Source organism: Pseudomonas sp. QTF5 (assembly GCF_000512695.2).
Classification (GTDB): domain Bacteria; phylum Pseudomonadota; class Gammaproteobacteria; order Pseudomonadales; family Pseudomonadaceae; genus Aquipseudomonas.
The window spans coordinates 86217-107674 of record NZ_AZRW02000018.1; the positions used below are offsets into that span (position 1 = coordinate 86217).

The window sequence follows — 21458 nt, forward strand, 5'->3', positions numbered from 1 at the left end:
ATTGCCTGCACGCCAAGGGCTATTCGTCACTCTGAAAAATAAACTTCAAAAAAACGTCAAAGTGCTTTTTTCTGTCACATGTTTTGGAGTATTACGAAGACAGACCGCCGAAACCTGCAACACAGGTGGCGTCTCCCAAGACCCCAGTTTGTGTGCAGTTCACTTGAATCCTCGCAGGTGAATTCGGCGGCCACTTCGAGGCGCAGCACTGTCATGGTACTGCGTCGACTGGCTCCCACAAAGGTGACCGAGTATGGATGATCACGGACGTAGCCCTTCTTCCAACCAGCCAATCCTTTATGTACTCGATACCAACGTATTGATTCACGATCCAAACGCCCTGCTTAATTTCGAAGAACACCACGTCGCCATCCCGATGACCGTGCTTGAAGAGCTGGACAAGCTCAAGAGCGGGCATCACAGCGTTGCCGCGGAATGCCGCCAGGCGATTCGCCTGATCGACAAGACCCTGGGTGATGCCAGCCCCGAAGACGTCGAACTCGGCGTACCGATCCAGCGCGGCAAGAGTGGGCCCAAGGGTTTGCTGTCAATTCTGATGAGCAAGCGCACTGAGCCGAACATCATTCTGCCCGAGCATCTGAACGACAACATCATCATCAACCAGTTGATCGACCTGCGCGCGCGCGATGCAAAGCTGCCCGTGGTGCTGGTCACCAAAGATATCAACATGCGCCTCAAGGCCCGGGCTTGCGGGATTGCGGCCGAGGACTACAGTACCGACCAACTGGTCGACGACGTTTCGTTGCTGCCCAATGGTTATCACACCATGACCGGTTCGTTCTGGGATCGGGTGAGCAAAGTCGAAACCCGGCAGGATCATGGTCGAACCTGGCACCAGGTGCAGTTGATCGACAACCTGCCCGCCGTACACATCAACGAATTCATCATCGACGAACAGGGCTTTGTCGGCTGGATCAAGGAAATCCAGGTCGACAAGTTGCTGATCCTCGATCTGCATCAGGAACCGCTGTTGCACCAGGAAGCCTGGGGCCTGAAACCGCGTGACATCTATCAAAGCCTGGCGCTCTATGCCTTGCTCGATCCGGACATTCACCTGGTCAACCTGTCCGGCGCAGCCGGGTCGGGTAAAACCATTCTGGCCCTGGCGGCGGCCATCGAGCAGACCATGGTCAGCAAACGCTACCGGCGCATCATCGCCACCCGCAGCGTGCAGGGGCTGGACCAGGAAATCGGCTTCCTGCCCGGCACCGAAGCGGAAAAAATGGAGCCTTGGCTCGGCGCCATCACCGACAACCTTGAAGCTCTGCACATGGATGACGAAAACACCCATGGCAGCGTCGACTACATCCTCAGCAAAGTGCCGTTGCAGTTCAAATCCCTCAACTACATTCGAGGCCGCAGCTTCCAGCAGAGTCTGATCCTGATCGATGAATGCCAGAACCTCACCCCGCACCAGATGAAAACCATCATCACCCGTGCCGGCGCCGGTTCCAAAGTGGTGTGCCTGGGCAACCTGGCGCAGATCGATACCCCTTACCTGTCCGCGACCAGCTCCGGGCTGACTTATCTGACCGAGCGCTTCAAGGACTTCCCCAACGGTGTGCATATCACCCTGCAAGGGGTGCCACGCTCGATTCTGGCCGAATACGCCGAATCGCATCTGTAAACCCTCATCAAAACCGGGCGGTCCACAGGTCGCTCGGTTTTTTAATGCCCGACACAAATCAAATGTGGGAGCGGGCTTGCTCGCGAATGCGGTGTGTCAGTTGAAATAACTAGTGACTGATACACCGCATTCGCGAGCAAGCCCGCTCCCACAAGGGGATTGTGGTGATCGGATAATCAAACGTGCGGAAATTTGACCCACAGGTTTACAATCGATGCTCCTGATCAGGAGTATCCCTGTGCTGACTCATCTCGATTCCCAAGGTCGCGCCCATATGGTCGACGTCACTGAAAAAGCCGTGACCTTCCGCGAAGCGACCGCCCAAGCGCTGGTGCGCATGCTGCCCGAAACCCTGCAGATGATCGTCACTGGTGGCCATCCCAAGGGTGACGTGTTCGCCGTGGCGCGCATCGCCGGCATCCAGGCGGCGAAGAAAACCAGCGATCTGATTCCTCTGTGCCACCCGTTGATGCTCACCGGCGTCAAGGTCGAACTCAGTGCCGAAGGCGACGACACCGTGCGCATCGTGGCGTGCTGCAAGTTGTCCGGGCAGACTGGCGTCGAAATGGAAGCGCTCACCGCCGCCAGCGTCGCGGCGCTGACTATCTATGACATGTGCAAGGCAGTGGATCGTGGCATGACCATCGAGAGCGTGCGGCTGCTGGAGAAACTCGGCGGCAAGAGCGGCCATTTCCGGGCGGATCAGCCATGAACGTTACTGTGAAGTTTTTTGCCCGTTACCGTGAAGCGCTCGGCGTGGACTCTGTGAAGGTCGAAGGTGATTTCGCCACGGTCGACGATGTGCGCGCGCTGCTCGCTCAACGTGACGGCGCCGAGGTACTGAGCGAGCAAAATCTGATGTGCGCCCGCAACGAAGACCTCTGCCAGCTCGACGAACCGGTAAGTGATGGCGATGAAGTAGCGTTTTTTCCGACCGTGACCGGGGGCTGAACCATGGCGATTCGCGTGCAATCCACGCCGTTCGACCCGGGTGCTGAAGTCAACGCCATGCACGCAGCCAATGTGGGCGTTGGTGCGGTGGTGAGTTTTGTCGGCTACGTGCGCGACTTCAATGACGGCCTCGACGTCGCCGGGATGTTTCTGGAGCACTACCCGGGCATGACCGAAAAAGCCCTGGGCAAGATTGCCGCGGAGGCCGAGCAGCGCTGGCCGCTGTTGAAGCTGGAAGTGTTGCACCGCATCGGCGCCCTGGAGCCGGGCGAGCCGATCGTCTTCGTCGGCGCCGCCAGCGCTCATCGTCAAGCAGCGTTCGATGCCTGTGCCTTTGTCATGGATTACCTGAAAACCCGCGCGCCGTTCTGGAAGAAAGAAAACACCCGTGATGGGCCGCGTTGGGTGGAAGGGCGTGACAGCGATCATGCGGCGGCAGATCGCTGGAAGCAGTAAGCAATCGATCCGTTTTCACGGGCTCGATTCTTGAAAAACACTTGAAAGTTAATCCGTGCTTAACCGGTTTATCGTTTATTCCCGATGTTGGCCAATACTGTTCACGTAAGCGCGATTCTTCAGTTATGCCTACCTTTGTGGCGAGCGAGCTTGCTCCGGGCGGCGTTCCGACGTTGGGCTGCGTAGCGGCCCCAAAAATCTGAGTGCTACGCATTCAAGCGGGAGCAAGCTCCCTCGCCACAGGTTTCTCACGGGCTCACGACTCTCGTGAACAGCATTGCCGCCCGCAGGCCGGGTTCAGGGGCTGCTCAAGGCTCTCAAAGGTCAGGACCAGCGTGTAGACTTCCGGGCAACCGATATCAGATCGACAAGGTCGCATTACCGCCAGTTGGCATATCGAAGACAACATCAGCCTGATGCCGCAGCTGCAAGCGCAGCCGCCGACGAGCTGATCCACGGACACAAAAGGGAAACGCGATGAGCGAGGAAACGATGCGGTTGGGGCGTGAACGGCGCTATCTGGTGCTTCTGGGCATTATCTGCCTGGCGCTGATCGGTGGTGCGCTGTACATGCAAGTGGCTCTGGGCGAGGCACCGTGCCCGCTGTGCATCCTGCAACGCTACGCGCTGTTGCTGATTGCGCTGTTCGCCTTTATCGGCGCAGCGACGCGCACCCGCCGCAGCATCACGCTGTTCGAAGCGCTGGTGGTGATCTGCGCCATTGCGGGCGCCGGGGTGGCCGGGCATCACGTCTATACCCAGTTTTACCCGGCGGTCAGTTGCGGCATCGATGTGCTGCAACCAATAGTCGACGGTCTGCCGCTGGCGAAGATCTTCCCGCTGGGCTTCCAGGTTGATGGTTTCTGTTCCACTCCGTACCCGCCGATCCTCGGTTTGTCCTTGGCACAGTGGGCGCTGGTGGCGTTCGTGCTGATCGTGGTGTTGGTGCCGTTGCTCACTTCGCGTAACCGCAAAACGCTGCGTTGAGGCTGTCCGCCACACCGTCAGGTGAAACAAAAAACGCCCCGGTCCTCGTTGAGAGGCCGGGGCGTTTTGCATGTTCAGAGGACGGGTAAAAAGACCTTGATGCGCGACAAGGACGGGTGCGACATGCGTGCGACACGTTGTCACAGCGTGAGTGTCGCAAGGCATTTCAATACGTTGAATCGGTGCATCGTCATGCAACAAAAACGGGCTCTTCAAGCAACTGAAGGCTTTAGCGCCCATCGGCCGAAACAGGCAGTTTTAACAGGGGCTGGCGAATGGCCAAAGCCCTTGTCACATAGGGGGTAGAGCAGGGTACAAGGCGAGTGCAGAGCCCTTGAATCTGTCTGAACTTCGCGTGGTAGACCTACATTTTTTGGTGTTTTTGTTGAGAATTAATTTCGATACCATGGCGCACTTTTGCAAAAACCGTTAATGATTGTTGTTGGATCGGATAAAAATTATTTCGGGATGAGACATGGTTTATGAATCGCTACATATCTACAATCGCCCGCACTGAATTTCCGGCACTGCTCACCCTGACTCAGGTGCAGGAGCAGCATTAGGGTGTCTAGAGGCCAGATGGCTTCATGTGATGCCCAAAGTGTCGGTGCTTCCCGACTATCCGCACCAAATGGAATTGGTCTGTAACAAGGCCCTTGACCACGAATTCGAATAAGAACTTAACGCAGGCCCAGGATTTGTCGAACAGCGTCTGACGCGCGACGGGCAGGCCCTTATTCAATCCAAGAAAAATGCCAACCCTTGGCAGGGTGAAGTGTTGGCGATCAAAACCCAACTGCATTGCGCAAGCTGCTTTAGAGGTCGTGAGATGAGTAAAAACAGGTACCCCAGACTACTAGGCTTATTGCCGCTGCTCGGCACGTTGTTGCTGGGAGGCTGCAACATGACCTTGCTCGATCCCAAGGGCCAGGTCGGCCTGGATGAGCGAAACCTGATCATCACCGCAACGCTGCTGATGCTGTTGGTCGTCGTGCCGGTCATCGTCATGACCTTCCTGTTCGCCTGGAAGTACCGCGCTTCCAACAAGGACGCCGTCTACACGCCGAAGTGGTCGCACTCCACCAAGATCGAAATCGCCGTGTGGACGATTCCGGTACTGATCATCATTGCCTTGGGTTACATCACCTACAAGTCGACCCACGCGCTTGACCCTTACAAGCCGCTGGAATCCGACGTCAAGCCGATCACCATTGAAGTGGTCGCGCTGGACTGGAAGTGGCTGTTCATCTACCCGGAACAAGGCATTGCCACGGTCAACAAGATCGTGTTCCCGGCGCACACCCCGATCAACTTCAAGATCACTTCGGACGCCGTGATGAACTCGTTCTTCATCCCTGCGCTGGGCGGTCAGATCTACGCGATGGCGGGCATGCAGACCAAACTGCACCTGATCGCCAACGAGAACGCTGAAATGGACGGTATCTCCGCCAACTACAGCGGCGCCGGTTTCACCGGTATGAAATTCAAAGCGATCGCCACTTCCCAGGAAGATTTCGATGCTTGGGTAAGCGAAGTCAAAAAGGCACCTAAACAGCTAGAACAAGCTGAATACGCAGCCCTTGCCAAGCAGAGCCAGAACAACCCAGTCGAGCTCTACTCCTCGGTGACGCCGAACCTGTTCCAGACCATCGTCGACAAGTACGAAGGCATGAAACCGGGTCCGAAAGTGAAGCACGAGAAAGAAGAGAAAGAAGTGGCCGCTACGCAAGGAATGGACATGAACTCGCATTCAGCTGCCGGGGCAGAGGAGTAAACGATGTTTGGTAAATTAAGTTGGGAAGCGGTCCCGTTCCACGAGCCGATCGTGATGGTGACCATCGCCATGATCGCACTCGGCGGTCTGGGCCTGTTCGCTGCAATCACCTACTTCAAGAAGTGGACCTACCTGTGGACCGAGTGGCTCACCTCGGTCGACCACAAGAAAATCGGCGTGATGTACATCATCGTCGCCATGGTCATGCTGCTGCGCGGCTTTGCCGACGCCATCATGATGCGTACCCAGCTGGCCATGGCCACCGAGGGTTCGCCTGGCTACCTGCCGCCCGAACACTATGACCAGATCTTCACCGCTCACGGTGTGATCATGATCATCTTCATGGCGATGCCATTCTTCACCGGCCTGATGAACCTTGCAGTGCCGCTGCAGATCGGCGCGCGTGACGTTGCCTACCCGTTCCTGAACTCCCTGAGCTTCTGGCTGCTGGTATCCGGCGTGGTGCTGATCAACCTGTCCCTGGGCGTCGGCGAATTCGCCAAGACCGGCTGGGTTGCCTATCCGCCGCTGTCGGGCCTGCAATACAGCCCTGGCGTGGGGATGGATTACTACATCTGGGCGCTACAGCTATCCGGCCTGGGTACGACGCTGACGGGGGTCAACTTCCTGGCCACCGTGCTGAAAATGCGTACCCCTGGCATGAAGCTGATGGACATGCCGATCTTCACCTGGACCTGCACCTGGGCCAACGTCCTGATCGTGGCTTCGTTCCCGATCCTGACCGCTACCCTGGCACTGCTGACGCTTGACCGTTACATGGATTTCCACATTTTCACCAATGAACTTGGTGGCAATCCGATGATGTACGTGAACCTGTTCTGGGCATGGGGTCACCCTGAGGTGTACATCCTGATCCTGCCAGCGTTCGGTATCTTCTCTGAAGTCATCTCGACCTTCACCGGCAAGAAACTGTTCGGCCACCACTCGATGGTCTACGCATCGGGCGCGATCTCGATCCTGGGCTTCATGGTCTGGCTGCACCACTTCTTCACCATGGGTTCGGGTGCCAGCGTCAACGCCTTCTTCGGTCTGGCGACGATGCTGATTTCCATCCCGACGGGTGTGAAGCTGTTCAACTGGCTGTTCACCATCTACCAGGGCCGTCTGCGTTTCACCAGCCAGGTTCTGTGGACCCTGGGCTTCATGGTGACCTTCGCCATCGGCGGCATGACCGGCGTACTGCTGGCCATCCCGGGTGCTGACTTCGTTCTGCACAACAGCCTGTTCGTGATCGCGCACTTCCATAACGTGATCATCGGCGGTGCGGTATTCGGTTACATCGCAGGTTTCGCGTTCTACTTCCCTAAAGCGTTCGGCTTCAAGCTGCACGAAGGCTGGGGCAAGGCAGCGTTCTGGTTCTGGATCTCGGGCTTCTTCGTCGCGTTCATGCCGCTCTACGCTCTGGGCTTCATGGGCATGACCCGTCGCCTGAACGCCACCACCAACCCTGAGTGGGTGCCGTACCTGTACGTCGCCATGTTCGGTGCGGTGATGATCGCCGTGGGTATCGCTTGCCAGCTGATCCAGCTGTACGTCAGCGTGCGTGACCGCAACAAGCCGGAAAACATGTGCGAACACGGCGACCCGTGGAATGCCCACACCCTGGAATGGTCGACCTCGTCGCCACCACCGTTCTACAACTTCGCCGTGCTGCCGAAAGCCGACTGCATCGACCCGTTCACCGAAGCCAAGGAAAACGGCACTGCGTACAAGGCTCCGGCCAAGTACCAGCCGATCCACATGCCTAACAACACCGCCACCGGTGTGGTCATGGGCGCGCTGTTGACCGTGTTCGGTTTCGCGATGATCTGGCACATCTGGTGGCTGGCCATCGCTAGCCTGGCCGGCACCGTGATCTACTTCGTGATCCACGCGGCCCGTGATGATCAAGGCTATATGGTGCCGGTCGACGTGATCGAGCGCATCGAAGCCGAGCAGCACAAGCGCCTGGTAGCGGCAGGGAAAATCCCGGCCACCGCCACCCGTGTTGAAACCTCGTTGGAACAGGCTTAAACCATGTCGAATTTAGTGACCAATGTTGGACACGCCCATGGTGACCATGGGCACGATGACCACCACGACTCGGGCGAGATGACCGTATACGGTTTCTGGCTCTACCTGATGACCGACTGCATTCTGTTTGCGTCGATCTTCGCGGTGTACGCGGTACTGGTTAACAACGTAGCGGGTGGCCCATCGGGCCACGACATCTTCGAACTGCCATACGTGCTGGGCGAAACCGCTCTGCTGTTGTTCAGTTCGATCACCTACGGCTTCGCCATGCTGGCGTTCTACCGGGGCAACAAGAAGCAGGTCCTGGGCTGGTTGGCCATGACCTTCCTGTTCGGCCTGGGCTTCATCGGCATGGAGATCAACGAGTTCCACATCTTGATCTCCGAAGGCTACGGCCCTAGCCGTTCCGGCTTCCTGTCCGGGTTCTTCACCCTGGTCGGTACCCACGGTCTGCACGTGACCAGCGGTCTGATCTGGATGGCGATCATGATGTATCAGGTCAACAAGCATGGCCTGACCTCGACCAACAAGACCCGTCTGAGCTGCCTGAGCCTGTTCTGGCACTTCCTGGACGTCGTCTGGATCTGCGTATTCACCGTTGTTTATCTGATGGGGACTATGTAAATGGCTAACCCAGCTCATTCCCACCATGGCCACGACGACGCCGGTCACGGCAGCTACAAGTCGTACGCCATCGGCTTCATCCTGTCGGTGATCCTGACCGTCATTCCATTCGGTCTGGTGATGTACCCGACGCTGCCGAAGTCGATCACCCTGTTGATCGTCCTGGCGTTCGCGATCGTCCAGGTGCTGGTGCACCTGGTGTACTTCCTGCACCTGGACCGTTCGGCCGCGCAGCGTAACAACGTGATTGCGTTTGTCTTCGCCGCGATCGTGATCGTCCTGCTGGTTGGCCTGTCGCTGTGGATCATGTTCAGCATCCACACCTTCATGATGGCGAAGTGAGGTAAGTCCGCATGTCCCTCAAGCACTTTATCCAAATCACCAAACCGGGGATCATTTTCGGTAACGTGCTTTCTGTGGCAGGCGGATTTTTCCTGGCCTCCAAAGGGCATGTCGATCTGGCCATCTTCCTGGCCGCCATGATCGGCACGTCCCTGGTGGTTGCATCCGGTTGCGTGTTCAACAACTGCATCGACCGCGACATCGACATCAAGATGGAACGCACCAAGAACCGCGTGCTGGTCCAGGGCTTGATCTCCCTGAAACTGGCCCTGATCTATGCGACCGTCCTGGGTGTCGCCGGCGTTGCGCTGTTGTACAAGGTGGCCAACCCGCTGGCCGCGCTGTTCGCGGTGATCGGCTTCGTGATCTACGTTGGCTTCTACAGCCTGTACCTCAAGCGCAAGTCGGTTCACGGCACGCTGGTGGGCAGTCTGTCGGGCGCCATGCCGCCGGTGATTGGCTACGTCGCAGTAAGCAACACCTTCGACATGGCCGCGCTGACCCTGCTGGTGATGTTCAGCCTGTGGCAGATGCCGCATTCCTACGCCATCGCAATCTTCCGCTTCAATGATTACCTGGCCGCATCGATTCCGGTGTTGCCGGTGAAGCGCGGGATTCAAGTGGCCAAGAAGCACATCCTGCTCTACATCCTGGCGTTCCTCGTAGCGACCTTGATGCTGACCTTCAGCGGCTACGCCGGCATGAGTTACCTCGCCGTCGCCGCGGCCATGGGCATGTACTGGCTGTACATGGCCTGGACCGGCTACAAGGCAGTGGATGACACGGTCTGGGCACGCAAGCTGTTCGTGTTCTCGATCTTCACCATTACTGCGTTGAGCGTGATGATGTCGCTGGATTTTAAAGTGCCGAGTGAGTTGTTGCTGACGTACGCGCCTTAAACTTCGGATGCTGTAAAGAAAAGCCCCGCCTTCGAGAGAATGGCGGGGCTTTTTATTGGGTTCTTTTTGACGGACCGTGTCGTGCCTATCGCGAGCAGGCTCGCGATGGCTGAGCTGCGATGTATCAGAAAAAAGTTAATAGGCGAACAGGCAATAAAAATCCCCGCTCTGATGGCGGGGATTTTTATGTTCAGCGTTTAGCGTTACTGCGCCGCGATGCTGTAGCCGTCGAACGCGGTTTGTTGCTGAAGCGCGATGATGATGTTCTTGCGGTTGACCGCTTGCTCAGCCCCGGCATTGTCCAGGAACGTTTCACTTTCCAGCTCCGCTTCATCGCCTTCACCGACGAAGGTGAAACCCAGGAATTCCAGCGCTTCACGGTCAACATTCAGACGCGAGCGCGGGGTGCGCAGGGGCAGGGTGACGCTGGTGCCGTCCTTGCTGATGGTGAACACTTCGACTTCTTTCTTGGCGCGAGCCGCCTTGCTCTTGCTGCTGCTCGGGTTGCTGATGGCCTGGTGAGTCTGGTTCAGTACCTTCAATGCCAGGCCATAGACGATTTCCTGAAACGCCGGGTCGTCCTTGAAGCTGGACAGAATGCGGCTGATCGGGAATTTGCTGCTCAGGTCTTCCAGAGCGGCAATGTCGGACGCTTCGGCGTCTTTCAGTTGCTTGAGTTCGCCCATCAATTCGTAGGCTTTATCGTCATCGAAGCTGTCATGAGCCTGGCGAATCGCGGTGCGCAACTCGCGGATCTGGTCGCTTTCCCGGGTGGATTGAAAAGCGTCCAGAACCATCTCGCTGATGGTCTTGGCTTGAGGCACATGCTGTGAAAGATTGATGGAGTTTTCGTATTCCGCTTTGGATGACAAGGTGACTACGGATTCAGCGGTATTGGAATCGGACATTGAAATTTCACTACTTCTTTTAACTTGGATTGAGGCGAGAAAGCACGAGGCTTTTTCAGGCCGCCTAATCTATTGGAGCGAGGCTGCGTTGTCACGGATGAACAGGCGGCTGGTCAGCATTTTTGCCAGCGCTATCGACTATTGGCCCATCGAATTTATATTCATCGAGCGAACCACACATTGTTCCGCCGTTTGCTCATCCACCGGCAAGGAGAAGCGAAAGGTTGCACCGCGTCCGGGCATATCGAGCAATTCGATCTCTCGACCGTGCAACTGCAGGATCCGGTGCACGATCCGCAGCCCCAGCCCGCCATCACGCCGTGCGCCGCCAATGTTGAACGGGCGCAGGAACAGACCTTCACGCAATGGGGAGGCTATGCCGGGGCCGGTGTCGCTGACGGTCACTTCGATAAAAGACCCTTGAGGGCGAAGACTGAGTTCGATTTCTCCACCCTGAGGGGTATGGCGCAGGGCGTTGTCGAACAGGTTGGTCAGCACCCGTTCGATCAACCCCAGGTCGGCGCAAGCCACGGCGACATTGGGGGCGAAGGTGGCCTTGAGTTCGATCTGGCGTGCTTCGGCGGTGAGCTCGAATTTCTGAAAGATATCCTGCACCAGATCGGTCAGGGAGAAGCGCTCCAGCACCGGTTGCACGAAACCGTGTTCCAGCCGTACCAGTTCCAGCAACGATTGCGCCAGGCCGCCGACCTTGCGGCTTTGATCCAGAGCGATCCCCAGGTAGCGGCGGCGGTCGGCGGGGGATAACGTGCTGTCCTTGAGTGACAGGGTTTCCAGGTAACCGTGCAGCGAGGCCAGCGGTGTGCGCAGGTCGTGGGAGATGTTCGCCACCAGTTCGCGACGCTCCTGATCCTGACGGGTCAGCGAGCGCCATTGTTCGCCGAGGCGTACTTGCATCTGCCGGAAGGCGGCGTCGAGTATGGCGATTTCATCGTGGCTGGCGGCTTTTTCTACCGGTTCTGGCTCGGGCGAGGCGGGCGGAGCAGACGGAACCCCATTGATATCGAACTGACTGACTTTTTCGGTCAAACGACGCAATGGTCGGGTGATCAGGGCAAATGCCGTGAGGCCGGCAATCAGGCACAGCAACGCCACCAGCCCAATGGACAACAACGCGGTATTGAGCGCCGCGCTGGTGGCGCCGCGTTCGGCGAAGCGGTCGTGCTCTTCGCTGAGCAACACCACATACAGGTAACCGACCGGCTGACCATTGACCTGCAATGGCGAAGCGCTGAACACCTTGCTGCCATCGACGCTGCGCGGATCGTCGCCGAGAATCGGCAGGGCCTCGCCTTTGAGCAAACGCTGGATCGGCGCCAGATCGACCCGCTCCCGGCGTATCCGCCCCTCGGGCGCGGCGCTGCCGATAATCCGGCCTCCGGTGTCCAGCAGATAGACCTCCACACTCGGGTTGACCAGCATCAGCTGGCTGAACAACTCGCGCACGGCATTGGGCATCGGACCATTGCGGTCCATCAGCACGGTGTCGTGGGCAATGTGTTGCGCCAGATCCCGCGACAATCCTTGCACCACTTCCAGTTCATGCATGTGGTTGGAGCGCACCTGCATCCATGCCGAGGTGCCGCAGCACACCAGCAACAATACGGCGAACACCAGGGACAGGCGTTGGGTCAGGGTCAACCTCATGGCTGCTCTCCGCTCGTGGCGAATTTGTAGCCACGACCCCACACGGTGAGGATTCGCGCCGGTTGCGCCGGATCGGCCTCGATCTTGGCCCGCAGGCGGTTGATGTGGGTGTTGACCGTGTGCTCGTAACCTTCATGGCTGTAGCCCCACACCGCGTTGAGCAGGTCCATGCGCGAGAAAACCTTGCCGGGCTGGCGGACAAAGAAGTACAGCAGGTCGAACTCCCGCGGCGTGAGGTCAAGACGCCGACCATCGAGAGATACTTCACGGGTGATCGGGTCGATGGACAGGCCATCGCTGATCAGGCTGCCTGCGTCCATTTTCAGGTTACGGGCCATGGCGTCGACCCGTCGCAGCAATGCCTTGACCCGCGCAACCAGCTCTAGAATGGAAAAGGGTTTGGCCAGGTAATCATCGGCCCCGAGTTCCAGCCCCAGAATTCGATGGACTTCGCTGGAGCGCGCACTGGTGATGATGATCGGTGTGTAGCGGGCCATGGCCCGGGCGCGGCGGCAGATTTCCAGGCCGTCGACGCCGGGCAACATCAGGTCGAGGATCAGTGCATCCCAGCTTCCTTGCTGCAGCAGTCGCATGCCCTCATCGCCGTCGGCGCAGTGCACCACCTCGAACTGCTCATCGCGCAGATGCAGGCAGATCAGATCGGCGATATGCAGGTCGTCCTCGACCACCAGGACGCGTTTGGTCTGTTCCATGGAGCTCAATCCTTTGTGACGCAATGAACACATTGTGCGGGTTTTCCTGAGGTTGAGTTATCACGAATTATTTAACTCCTCGTGAGGATTTGGCGATCAACTCAAGCCTAGGCTGTGTTCCATGCAAGGCACCTGGAATTTTGGAGAAGGCCCATGTTTTCACGGCGACAGTTTCTTGTAGCGAGCGGCGGGCTGGGGGCTGCAGCCCTGGTGATCGGTGTATTGCCAAAATTTTCCACAAGCACCGCGCTGATCGATGAGGCTCGCGCGGCAGAGGTTTTCGAGGTGACCCACAGCGACAGCGAATGGCGCACCCTGCTCAGCGCCGAGCAGTACGAGATCCTGCGCGAAGAGGGCACCGAACGGGCCTACAGCAGCCCGCTGAACAACGAGCACCGCAAGGGTACTTTTGCCTGCGCCGGTTGTGATCTGCCGTTGTTTTCTTCCGACACCAAGTTCGACAGCCGCACTGGATGGCCAAGCTTCTGGGCTTCACTCGACAACGCTGTGGCCACTCGTCAGGACCGCACCTTCGGCATGCTGCGCGAAGAGGTCCACTGCCGTCGTTGCGGTGGTCATCTGGGCCATGTCTTCGAGGACGGGCCGAAGCCCACCGGTCTGCGCTACTGCATGAATGGTCTGGCGCTGACCTTCAAGCCACAGGCGTAATCCATGGGCACTTCCTTTCATTCACTTCACGCAGGTCGACGTTATGTGGCTTCTGGTCCTCGCTTATCTCGGTGGTGTGCTGACGATCGTCAGCCCGTGCATTCTGCCGGTATTGCCCTTTGTCTTCGCTCGAACCGGGCAGCCATTTATGAAGAGTGGCTTGCCGCTACTGGCGGGGATGGCGCTGACCTTCGCGCTCGTCGCCTCGTTGGCGGCGGTGGGCGGCGGTTGGGTGGTGCAAGTCAATCAGTACGGTCGCTGGCTCGCGTTGCTGTTCGTTGCACTGTTCGGGCTGACGCTGTTGCTGCCTCGGTTGGCCGAGCGCCTGACGCGTCCACTGGTGGCTGCCGGCGGTCGGCTGTCGGAAGCCGCGGCTGCCGATACCCGGCCGCGTCCCGGCGCTTCGTTGCTGATCGGTGTCGCCACGGGATTGCTCTGGGCGCCCTGCGCCGGGCCGATTCTGGGCCTGCTATTGACTGGCGCGGCGCTGCAAGGGGCAAATATCGCCACGACCCTGTTGCTACTGGCTTACGCGGCCGGTGCCGCCACCTCTCTCGCCGCGGCGTTGCTGCTGGGCGGTAAAGTCTTCGCCGCGATGAAGCGCTCGATAGGTGCAGGCGAGTGGCTGCGTCGAGGCTTGGGGGGCGCGATGCTGGCCGGTGTAGTGGCGATCGCCTTGGGGCTGGATACCGGGATTCTGGCGCGGGTCTCGACGGCATCCACCGGCGGTATCGAGCAAGCGCTGGTAAGCCGATTGGCCGGTCAGTTGCCGACCGACAGTGGGGCGATGATGTCGCAGATTCCACAGGACGGCGATCAACCCGCCGACAGGATGAAAATGACCGCCAAGATACCGGGCGAACTGCCGATTGAAGGCAACCTTCCATCGCTGGACGGCGCTGTGCAATGGCTCAATTCACCCCCTCTCACCGCCCAGGCCTTGAAGGGCAAGGTTGTACTGGTGGATTTCTGGACTTACTCCTGTATCAACTGCCTGCGCACCCTGCCGTATGTGAAGGCTTGGGCCGAGAAGTATCGCGATCAGGGCTTGGTGGTGATCGGCGTTCATACGCCCGAGTTTGCCTTCGAGCGGGATGTAGGCAACGTCACCAAAGCCATGAAGGACCTGGGCATCACCTATCCGGTGGCAATCGATAACGACTATAAGGTCTGGCGTGCTTTCAACAACCAATACTGGCCAGCCCACTATTTTGCCGATGCTCAGGGGCGCATTCGTTATCACCACTTTGGTGAAGGTAAGTACGCCGAATCGGAGCGAGTGATTCAGCAACTGCTGCGTGAGGCGGGCGCCGCGAAGGTCGCGGACGGGCTGATCAATGCTCGTGCCGAGGGGGTTCAGCTCGCCCCGGACATGAGTGAAGTGCAATCGCCCGAAACCTATCTCGGTTACGAGCGGGCGGAGCACTTCGTCCCTGAAACCGGTCTGGTGCCGGACAAAATGAAAGCCTATAGCCCACCGTCGCAATTGGCCCTCAATGACTGGAGTCTGGGGGGGCAATGGACTGTCGGTCCGGAGCGTGCTGTCTCAAGCGCATCGGCCAGTCGTATCGTCTACCGCTTCCACGCTCGCGATCTGCACTTGGTATTGGGCCCCGGCGCCGACGGTAAACCGGTGCGTTTCAAAGTGTTGATTGACGGCAAGCCCCCAGTTGATGCTCACGGTGTCGATGTGGCGCCCGATGGCAGCGGCAGCGTCACCGAGCAGCGGTTATATCAACTGGTACGCCAGACCGCAGGCGTAAAGGACCGGACATTCAGCATTGAATTTCTCGATCCCGGTGTGTCGGCGTATGCATTTACGTTTGGTTGATAGCCCCATTCATTCAGGAGACAGCCCATGAAAACCTTATTCAATTGGCGTCGCACCCTGCTGGGACTGGCTGCTGCCAGCATTATCGGTCAATGCGCAGCGTTCTCCTTCGGAGGCGCCGAAGAGGCGGTCATCATTCCACCACCAACGCTCGACGAAAACACTCAAGCGCACAGTGAGACGGCGGTTTTTGCCGGCGGTTGCTTCTGGGGCGTCCAAGGGGTATTTCAACACGTCAAAGGGGTGAAAAACGCCGTCTCCGGTTACGCTGGCGGCGCCGCTGACACCGCTCAATATGAGCGGGTCAGCAATGGTGATACCGGTCATGCAGAGGCCGTCGAAGTCACCTTCGATCCCGCTCAAGTCAGTTATGGCAGCCTGCTGCAGATCTACTTCTCGGTGGCCCACAACCCCACCGAACTCAACCGCCAGGGGCCGGACCGCGGCACCCAGTATCGGTCGGCGCTTTTCCTGAAAAGCGCTGAACAGCAACGCGTCGCCCAGGCCTATATCACCCAGCTCGACGCCGCCCATTCGTTCAACAAACCCATCGTCACCAAACTGGAAACCTACAACGGTTTCTACCCGGCAGAGGAGGAGCATCAGGACTTCCTGACCGAGCACCCGACCTACCCTTACGTTGTGATCAATGATCTTCCGAAGGTGGCACAGTTGAAGCAGCTATATCCGGATCGGTATCAGGAGAAGCCGGTGTTGGTGAAAACGGGCTTCTAAGCAAACAGCTCAGACGAAGGCCTCGGGCAGGATCATGATGAACTTGTCATCGCCCTGGCTATGGCTTGCCCCACCTTTGCAGTGCAAAGTCGACGAAGCTGCGCAATTTCGGCAAACGGTAGCGGTCTTGGGCGTACACAAGGTTCATCGGCCGACTCGGCAGTTGGTAGTCCTGCATCAAGGCCACCAGTTTTCCGTCCTGCAGGTCCTGCTCCACCAACGCATCTGGCACCATTACGATGCCCATACCGGTTCGCGCCGCTTGATGCAGTCCCGCCGAGCTGTTGATCAGCATCGGTCCGCTGACCGCCACCATGACTTCGCCTTCAGGTCCTCTCAGGCGCCATTGTTTGGCTACCGAGTGCCAGTCATCTCCGGCCGGGTAGGCGAAGGCCAGGCAGTCATGGTGTTGCAGGTCGGTGGGTTTTTCTGGTGTGCCTCGACGCTCCAGATAGTCCTTCGAAGCGCACAGGGTCATTGTGTAGTCCATGAGCGGGCGGGCGATCATGTTGGACATCTCGGTAGTGCCCAAGCGAATCGCTACATCGAAACCGTTGTCGAGCAGATCCAGGCGCTGGTTGGTCAAAACGACGTCGAGTTTGACCTGCGGACAACACAGGGCGAATTCGCTCAAGGCCGGCGCCAGTCGTTCGGTGCCGAAGGTCAGTGGTGCGGTGATGCGCAGGGTGCCGCTCGGCTCGTCGAGGGTCTGTTCGGCCAGGCGTTCGGAATCGGCCACCAGCCCCAATACCTCGAGACAACGTTGATAGTACGCCGTGCCGAATTCCGTCAGCCGCTGGCGTCGTGTCGTACGGTTGAGCAGGCGCACACCCAGACGTTGCTCCAGGGCTCGAAGATGATTACCGACCATGGTTGTGGACATTTCGCACTGCAAAGCGGCGGCGGTCATGCTGCCGGCTTCCACCACTCTTACGTAAACGGTCATTGCCAGGAACAAGTCCATTATCAAGCTCAGCTTTAAAATGATTGAAGTGTTGCAGTATTTATCCAGTTCAGGTGGCTAACCATACTGTAAAAACACCGACTATTAATGGAGTTTGATGTCATGACTGCCGCCTGCCTGATGAGCACCTACCAACCCTTGGCCCTGAGTTTCAGCAAAGGTCTGGGCACGCGCCTGTGGGATCAGGCCGGTCGTGAATACCTGGACGCGGTGGCAGGTGTAGCGGTGACCAACGTCGGCCACTCACATCCGCGAATTGTGTCGGCCATTAGCGAACAAGCCGGGCTACTGTTGCACACCTCGAATCTGTACAGCATCGACTGGCAACAGCGGTTAGCGCAGAAATTGGTTTGGCTGTCGGGCATGGAGCGGGCGTTCTTCAACAACTCTGGTGCCGAAGCCAACGAAACCGCGTTGAAACTCACGCGGCTTTACGGCTGGCATAAAGGCATCGAGCGGCCGTTGGTAGTGGTCATGGAAAACGCCTTTCACGGTCGTACTCTTGGCACCTTGTCCGCCAGCGACGGCCCGGCAGTGCGCCTGGGGTTTAACGAATTGCCGGGGGATTTCGTTAAAGTGCCGTTTGGCGACCTCGCGGCGCTGGAGGCGGTGCAACACGCCCACGGTCCGCGCATCGTGGCGATTCTGATGGAGCCGATTCAGGGTGAAAGCGGTGTGCAAGTGGCGCCGTCCGGTTATCTCAAAGCGGTTCGTGAACTGTGCAACCGCCGCGCCTGGCTGCTGATGCTCGACGAGATCCAGACCGGCATCGGCCGCACCGGTCAGTGGTTTGCGTTCCAGCATGAAGGCATCATCCCGGACGTCATGACCCTGGCCAAAGGCCTGGGCAATGGAATTCCAATTGGTGCCTGCCTGGCCCGGGGCAGAGCTGCCGACCTGTTCACCCCTGGCAGCCACGGCAGCACGTTCGGTGGCAATCCGCTGGCGTGCCGGGTGGGTTACACCGTGCTGGAGATCATCGAGGAACAAGGCCTGCTGGAAAACGCCAAACTTCAGGGGGAACGTCTGCTCGCCAGATTACGCATCGAACTGGCTGGCAATCCGAACGTCCTGGCGATCCGTGGCCAGGGCTTGATGATCGGCATCGAACTCGCCCAACCGATCCGTGACTTGACACTGATTGCCGCACGCGATCACGGCTTGCTGATCAACGTGACACGGAGCAAGACCATTCGCCTGTTGCCGCCGCTAACGATCGATGAGCGGGAAGTGGAGATGATTGTCAGAGGGGTGGTGCGGGCGGTGAGTGCGGCCTGACTTCTATTGGATGTACGCCTCTGTAGGAGCAGCCTTCGGCAGCTCCTGCGGAAACGGTGTCTCCGTCTAGAACGCATCTCCCCAAAAAAACCGAAAGCGATCAGTCGTTTTTTTGCATGCTGCTGACGAAAGCCGTGACTTCAGCCCGGTTCATCAGTTGAAGTTTCGAGTTGCTGAACCCCTCAAACAAACGCTGATGCGCGGCAAATCCACTGGACCCTTCGCGATTTCGGTAGCTCCCCGCCCAGTCCTGTAACGCTATCAGCAACTCGTCACTATCGTCCCGCTTCGCTTCTCGCTGCCGAATATGACTGACGCAGTCTTCGTCCTCCAGACACAGCCAGATCAGCGTCGTCGCCTGTCCCACAAGTTCACTGACCATCCACCCATACACACCCTCAATAACCCAACGCTTTTTACTCGCTGCCACTCGCGCCATTCCCAATGCTTCGGCGCGGGGACGAGCGATGCTGTGTTCATCGGATATCCAGTGAATCAGGTCGAGATCGATCCAGGGCACTTGCAGGTGTTCGGCCAATCGTTTGGCCAGCCAACTCTTGCCCGAGCCGGAGTTGCCGATGATCAGGGTTCGGGTGAGGTTCATGGTGTGCAGGTAATAATTGCTCATGGCAACTCGGGCAAAGTCATTCAGCCGCTTCGGAAATTTCAGGCGCAATCATCCGCGTCTTCGGCGATCCATCCGCGTTGAATTGATAAATATCCTGCGGCTGGCCCTTTTCATTGAAGAACACTTGGCCGATTCCTGCCGAGTTCCACAGCCGTTCCCCCGCTTCGGCGTGTTCGGGAATGTGCGGAACAATGCGCATGCGCCGGCGCTTGGTCAGCCAATTGAGGGGTGAGCGGGGAGAGTAGAGCCAGCGGTTGAGGCGGTCGAACCATTCGAGCAGGGCGGGCGGGAATTCGTTTTTGATGCCGCTGCTGGTGATCTGCCAGATTCGTGGGCCGGCTTTTCGGTGTCGGATCAATACTTCGTAGACGAAGGAATAATGCACATCGCCGGACAGCACCACGTAGTTACCGGGTGTGCGGGAGTGTCGGAAAATGTTCAGGATCACCTGGGCCGCGCCGCGATGGGCCATCCAGTTTTCGGCGTCCACCAGCAGCGGATAGCCGCACCAGCTAAACACCCGTTGCACGGTTTCGATCAGTTTGACGCCGAAAATCGGTGCCGGCGAAACGATGATCGCTGAGGGATGATCGAGCAATTCCTGTTGTAGCTCGCTGAGCGCTTCCCAGTCCAGCAGGCCCGAGGGTTGCTTGAGGTTAATCTCGCTGCGCCAGCGTCGGGTGCGAGTGTCGAGCACTACCAGCGCCGGGCGGGTGGGCAGTACGTAATGCCACTTCTGAAAGTTCAGCAGCTCATCGATCAAGCTATCCTGGACCTCGCTGTCGAGGTAATGGTCTTGCCCCGTAGCACTCAATAGACGGGTTTTTTCCAGCATGCTGCCAAACGCGTCCGGGTTGTTGCCCCAACCCTGACACAACATATAAGCGAGCAGCGCGTTGCCGATGATGCGCTTGGAGAACGGATGGCCGTAGGCCGTTTCCTCCCATTGCGCGGAAAGATTCCAGTCATCGGTAATATCGTGGTCGTCGAAAATCATCAGGCACGGCAGATGTGCCATCGCTCGCCCCACACCACCCAGTTCGGTCTTGAACGCGTCGATGCGCGTCTGTTCCAGGGCATAGCGCTTGCGTCGTTCGGGCGTCAGTGCCGGTGGTTGCGGCGCGATCAGTATCCAGGGCGTTGGCGACCATACTAATAGGTACATGGCCATGACCTCGGCGAATGTCACCAGATGGTTGTCGGCGCTGCTACTGGTAAAAATCGGCTTACGCGCTCCACCGAAAAATCGTTCGCGCAGGGTTTCGTTGCTCTCAAGCGCCGGTAACAAATCCGCACGATGGTAGTAACTGGCCGGGTGTTCATAGAGCCTGGCACTGTCGCTGACCACCGCACCGTCGAGGTGTTCGTCGAACAGCCCGAGACGCTCGATCAAGGCATGAATTGCCCGCAACATCGGTCCCGCGACATCATCCGCATACACCTGATCGCCGCTCATCATTAATAGCGCGGGGCGCTTGCAAGCGTCAGGCTCGGATTCCAGCAACCGATCGACGCACAGCAAACCATCTGCAGCCGGATGGTGAGGTTTACGGCAGGAGCCATGCAGCAATTGATCGATGCGCGAACGCAGCACGAAATTCGGGCAACATGCTTTGCCGTACAGCAGATGCGGTGCCCATTCGGCTATGCCCGACGGCGTGCCATCCGCTTCGGTGATCAGCAGGTCGTACTCGATCAATGTGTCGCAGGGCAGGGCGGCATCCAGTGGCACATCAATCAAATGAATGAAGGCATGAGTACCAACCTGGATGATCGTGCATTGCCCTGCGTCGAGACGGATGTCGACTCCTTGCAGGCGTAGCATCAGCGTCAACGCACGTGACCCCACCAGCCACAGCGCCAGCCGCGTAGGGTCCAGGCGCCGCAATAGCGGGCCTGCGAGGACTGGTGGCAATGGGGAATGATCGGCAGGCAATGGCAGAGATACGGACATCCAGTTCAACGCTCTTGGTGCAGAGAGGCGGGCGATGATAACGCAGCCGGTGGCGAGGCTTGTCTGATAGCCAATGGCTTATGCCTTGATCTGTAACAAGCGATGATCGCTTCGCACAATACATCTGCCAAAGGAACTGTGGCGGACGCATGCTGGTTTCACCCTGCCCAGATATGGGGTTTGTCGATGAGTAAAGCAAGTAAAGCCAGGACTGCTTAAGAAGCAGAAGTCAGTACTCGCCTTGAGGCGCTTCGCTAAGGGAAAATTAATTGCAGCAGGTGGTTGACCTCGAAATAAAATGCTGTACTATTCGCCTCCCGCTAACGAGAGATCGGAAGCGCAAGTGGTTGAAGTTAAAAAGGAAACTTTGAAAACTTCTGAAAATAACCGCTTGACAG

General features: G+C 58.2%; 20 protein-coding genes and 1 pseudogene. 15 read left to right on the forward strand and 6 right to left on the reverse strand.

Annotation, left to right across the window (positions count from 1 at the left end; translation table 11 throughout):
• The first annotated feature begins 253 nt into the window (after positions 1 to 253).
• From IC37_RS16045 to cyoE, 11 genes and pseudogenes are all read left to right on the forward strand, one after another.
• Complete coding sequence (locus IC37_RS16045; protein ID WP_030128688.1) at positions 254 to 1648, forward strand: PhoH family protein; 1395 nt, start codon at positions 254 to 256, stop codon at positions 1646 to 1648.
• A 238-nt stretch (positions 1649 to 1886) separates the two neighbouring features.
• Positions 1887 to 2360, forward strand: coding sequence for a cyclic pyranopterin monophosphate synthase MoaC (gene moaC, locus IC37_RS16050; RefSeq protein ID WP_030128689.1), 474 nt, complete (start codon positions 1887 to 1889; stop codon positions 2358 to 2360).
• Positions 2357 to 2599 carry a molybdopterin converting factor subunit 1 gene (gene moaD, locus IC37_RS16055; protein ID WP_008010586.1) on the forward strand — a complete coding sequence of 81 codons (243 nt, stop codon included), beginning with the start codon at positions 2357 to 2359 and terminating at the stop codon, positions 2597 to 2599. The genes moaC and moaD overlap by 4 nt, the downstream gene beginning before the upstream one ends.
• 3 nt (positions 2600 to 2602) lie before the next feature.
• Positions 2603 to 3055: a molybdopterin synthase catalytic subunit MoaE gene (gene moaE / locus IC37_RS16060; RefSeq protein WP_030128690.1), complete on the forward strand. Its 453-nt coding sequence runs from the start codon at positions 2603 to 2605 to the stop codon at positions 3053 to 3055.
• Positions 3056 to 3356: 301 nt separating this feature from the next.
• A pseudogene (locus IC37_RS30980) lies at positions 3357 to 3507 on the forward strand (ester cyclase); the annotation flags it as partial.
• 25 nt (positions 3508 to 3532) lie between these two features.
• A complete protein-coding gene (locus IC37_RS16070; RefSeq protein WP_030128691.1) occupies positions 3533 to 4042 on the forward strand; it encodes a disulfide bond formation protein B in 510 nt (169 codons plus the stop codon).
• Between the two features lie 829 nt (positions 4043 to 4871).
• A complete protein-coding gene (gene cyoA, locus IC37_RS16080) occupies positions 4872 to 5816 on the forward strand; it encodes a ubiquinol oxidase subunit II (protein WP_030128693.1) in 945 nt (314 codons plus the stop codon).
• Positions 5817 to 5819: 3 nt separating this feature from the next.
• The gene (cyoB, locus tag IC37_RS16085; protein ID WP_030128694.1) at positions 5820 to 7850 is read left to right on the forward strand and encodes a cytochrome o ubiquinol oxidase subunit I; all 2031 of its coding nucleotides are present in this window, start codon (positions 5820 to 5822) and stop codon (positions 7848 to 7850) included.
• A gap of 3 nt (positions 7851 to 7853) precedes the next feature.
• A complete protein-coding gene (locus tag IC37_RS16090) occupies positions 7854 to 8474 on the forward strand; it encodes a cytochrome o ubiquinol oxidase subunit III (protein ID WP_030128695.1) in 621 nt (206 codons plus the stop codon).
• Positions 8475 to 8816, forward strand: a complete 342-nt coding sequence (cyoD, locus tag IC37_RS16095) for a cytochrome o ubiquinol oxidase subunit IV (RefSeq protein WP_030128696.1) — start codon at positions 8475 to 8477, stop codon at positions 8814 to 8816.
• 11 nt (positions 8817 to 8827) lie between these two features.
• Positions 8828 to 9715: a heme o synthase gene (cyoE, locus tag IC37_RS16100; protein ID WP_030128697.1), complete on the forward strand. Its 888-nt coding sequence runs from the start codon at positions 8828 to 8830 to the stop codon at positions 9713 to 9715.
• Between the two features lie 203 nt (positions 9716 to 9918).
• Here cyoE and IC37_RS16105 read toward each other — a convergent pair whose 3' ends face one another.
• The 3 genes from IC37_RS16105 to IC37_RS16115 all read right to left on the reverse strand — a co-directional run bounded on the left by IC37_RS16105 (position 9919) and on the right by IC37_RS16115 (position 13001).
• A complete protein-coding gene (locus IC37_RS16105; RefSeq protein WP_030128698.1) occupies positions 9919 to 10623 on the reverse strand; it encodes a hypothetical protein in 705 nt (234 codons plus the stop codon).
• 138 nt (positions 10624 to 10761) lie between these two features.
• Entirely contained in the window at positions 10762 to 12288 is a 1527-nt protein-coding gene (locus IC37_RS16110) for a HAMP domain-containing sensor histidine kinase (RefSeq protein WP_030128699.1), read from the reverse strand.
• Entirely contained in the window at positions 12285 to 13001 is a 717-nt protein-coding gene (locus tag IC37_RS16115) for a response regulator transcription factor (RefSeq protein WP_030128700.1), read from the reverse strand. Before IC37_RS16115 ends, IC37_RS16110 begins: the two co-directional genes overlap by 4 nt.
• Before the next feature lie 153 nt (positions 13002 to 13154).
• On the opposite strand from IC37_RS16115, the gene msrB reads away from it, so the two are divergent.
• From msrB to msrA, 3 genes are read left to right on the forward strand one after another with little or no spacing between them, the layout of a single operon-like run.
• Positions 13155 to 13670: a peptide-methionine (R)-S-oxide reductase MsrB gene (gene msrB / locus IC37_RS16120; protein WP_030128701.1), complete on the forward strand. Its 516-nt coding sequence runs from the start codon at positions 13155 to 13157 to the stop codon at positions 13668 to 13670.
• Between the two features lie 43 nt (positions 13671 to 13713).
• Positions 13714 to 15501, forward strand: coding sequence for a cytochrome c biogenesis protein DipZ (locus tag IC37_RS16125; protein WP_030128702.1), 1788 nt, complete (start codon positions 13714 to 13716; stop codon positions 15499 to 15501).
• 27 nt (positions 15502 to 15528) lie between these two features.
• Complete coding sequence (msrA, locus tag IC37_RS16130; protein ID WP_030128703.1) at positions 15529 to 16236, forward strand: peptide-methionine (S)-S-oxide reductase MsrA; 708 nt, start codon at positions 15529 to 15531, stop codon at positions 16234 to 16236.
• A 58-nt stretch (positions 16237 to 16294) separates the two neighbouring features.
• Here the strand turns inward: msrA and IC37_RS16135 are convergent, their stop codons facing one another.
• Positions 16295 to 17200: a LysR family transcriptional regulator gene (locus tag IC37_RS16135; protein WP_030128704.1), complete on the reverse strand. Its 906-nt coding sequence runs from the start codon at positions 17198 to 17200 to the stop codon at positions 16295 to 16297.
• Between the two features lie 102 nt (positions 17201 to 17302).
• Here IC37_RS16135 and IC37_RS16140 point away from each other — a divergent pair, with 102 nt between their 5' ends.
• Entirely contained in the window at positions 17303 to 18478 is a 1176-nt protein-coding gene (locus IC37_RS16140; RefSeq protein WP_030128705.1) for an aspartate aminotransferase family protein, read from the forward strand.
• Positions 18479 to 18578: 100 nt separating this feature from the next.
• On the opposite strand, the gene IC37_RS16145 is transcribed toward IC37_RS16140, so the two are convergent.
• Both IC37_RS16145 and IC37_RS16150 read right to left on the reverse strand, forming a co-directional pair.
• Entirely contained in the window at positions 18579 to 19106 is a 528-nt protein-coding gene (locus tag IC37_RS16145) for an adenylate kinase (RefSeq protein ID WP_030128706.1), read from the reverse strand.
• 16 nt (positions 19107 to 19122) lie between these two features.
• A complete protein-coding gene (locus IC37_RS16150) occupies positions 19123 to 21060 on the reverse strand; it encodes an alkaline phosphatase D family protein (RefSeq protein WP_030128707.1) in 1938 nt (645 codons plus the stop codon).
• Positions 21061 to 21458 lie beyond the last annotated feature (398 nt).